Annotated in this window: 2 protein-coding genes; one reads left to right on the top strand and one right to left on the bottom strand. The window is 68.4% G+C overall.

The features are described from left to right. A partial coding sequence (locus H928_RS33355) for a mechanosensitive ion channel domain-containing protein (protein ID WP_239644962.1) occupies positions 1-1,069 on the top strand: 1,069 nt, incomplete at its 5' end. Here H928_RS33355 and H928_RS0113420 read toward each other — a convergent pair. Next, a partial coding sequence (locus tag H928_RS0113420; protein WP_021026975.1) for a substrate-binding domain-containing protein occupies positions 1,066-1,670 on the bottom strand: 605 nt, incomplete at its 5' end. The two genes, H928_RS33355 and H928_RS0113420, sit on opposite strands and share 4 nt — an antisense overlap.

Genomic DNA, 1,670 nt, shown 5'->3' with positions numbered 1-1,670 from the left:
GGCCGATGCCGCCACTGGTGGCGGAACTGCCCCCACGGCCAACAACAATGCCGCCGATGAGCAAAGCCAGATGGCGCTGGTCACCGTCAGCACGCAGGCGCACCGCCTGCTGGGCCTGCTGCAGCGGGTGCTGGTGGCGCTGAGCCTGGTGTACGCCTGGTCGCCGGTGCTGCCGGCGCTGCTGCGCTTTGAGGGCGTGGTGCTGTGGTACACCACCAATACCGAGGCCAGCGGCATTGCCCGCCCCGCGCCGGTGAGCCTGATGGACCTGCTGGTGGGCGCGCTGATCTTGTTGATGACCTTCAGCCTGACGCGCAACCTGCCCGGCCTGGTCGAGGTGGTGTTCTCCAGCACGCGCCGGGTCAGCAGCTCGGACCGCTACACGATGGCGACCCTGGCGCGCTACGGCATCACGATTGCCGGCACGGTCAGCGCGCTGTCCTTGCTGGGCCTGCGCTGGAGCCAGCTGCAGTGGATGGCCGCCGCGCTGACCGTGGGTCTGGGTTTTGGCCTGCAGGAGATCTTTGCCAACTTTGTCTCGGGCCTGATCCTGCTGGTCGAGCGCCCCTTCCGCGTCGGCGATGTGATCACCATCAACCAGCACACCGGCACCGTCACGCGCATCCGCACGCGCGCCACCACGGTGCTGGATTTCGACAACCAGGAAATCGTCATCCCGAACAAGACCTTCATCACCGGCCAGGTGACGAACTGGACCTTGAGCGACGATGTGACGCGCCTGATCATCGATGTCTCGGTCGCGCACGGCAGCGATCCGGCCGAGGTGCAGCGCATGCTGCTGGCGATTGCGGCCGAGCACCCCAAGGTGCTGCGCGAGCCCGAGGCCAACTGCTGGTTCATGGCGCTCGAAGGCCAGGGCCAGAAGTTCGAGCTGCGCGTCTATGTGGGTGCGGTGGACGACCGCCTGCCGGTGCGCAACGACCTCAACCGCAGCATCAACGCGCGCCTGAAGGCGGCCGGCATTGCGGTGGCCTTCCCGCAGATGGACATCCATGTGCGCGACCTGCCGCCAGCCGCTGCTGCAGCGCAGGAGACGCAGGGCGCTTAAGGCGTTTGTGACGCCGCCTGCACCAGCGCCACAAAGCGCTTGGCAGCCAGGCCCATCGGGTGCTCCTTGGACCAGACCACATCCACATAGAGCTGGGCGCCATTGCTGAGGTTGGCAAACTCCATCGCCACCAGCGCGCCCGATTGCAGCAGCGGCGCCACCAGCGGCTGGGGCAGCCAGCCCCAGCCAATGCCGGCGCTGACCATCTGCAGGGCGGCCACATGGTTGTCGGTGCGCCAGACATCGCGGGCATAGACCAGGCGCTCATGGTCCAGCGACCAGTCGCGGCTGGCAACGATGATCTGGCGCGTATTGGTCAGGTGGTGCTCGCGCAGCTGGGGGCGGGCGGCCTCACCGGGCGCAGGCGCCTGGCCCAGCGCCTGCATCAGCGGGTGGCGGGGGGCGATGCCCGCCAGCAAGGTCTCGGTCGCCACTTCCTGGAAACCCTCGCGGCCGTCAAGGCTCGGCCGCTCAAACACCAGCGCCAGCTGCGCGCGGCCGCTGTGCAGCATGGTCAGTGCATCGGCCTGGGGGGCCGTGAGCACCTCGACGGCCAGCTGCGGGTACTCCTGCGCCAAGGCGGCCAACGGCGCAGCCCAGG

This window comes from Comamonas sp. B-9 (assembly GCF_000410635.1).
Lineage (GTDB): Bacteria > Pseudomonadota > Gammaproteobacteria > Burkholderiales > Burkholderiaceae_C > Comamonas.
Note: the sequence above shows the minus strand (reverse complement) of the source record. Positions and strands in the feature narration are given on the sequence as shown.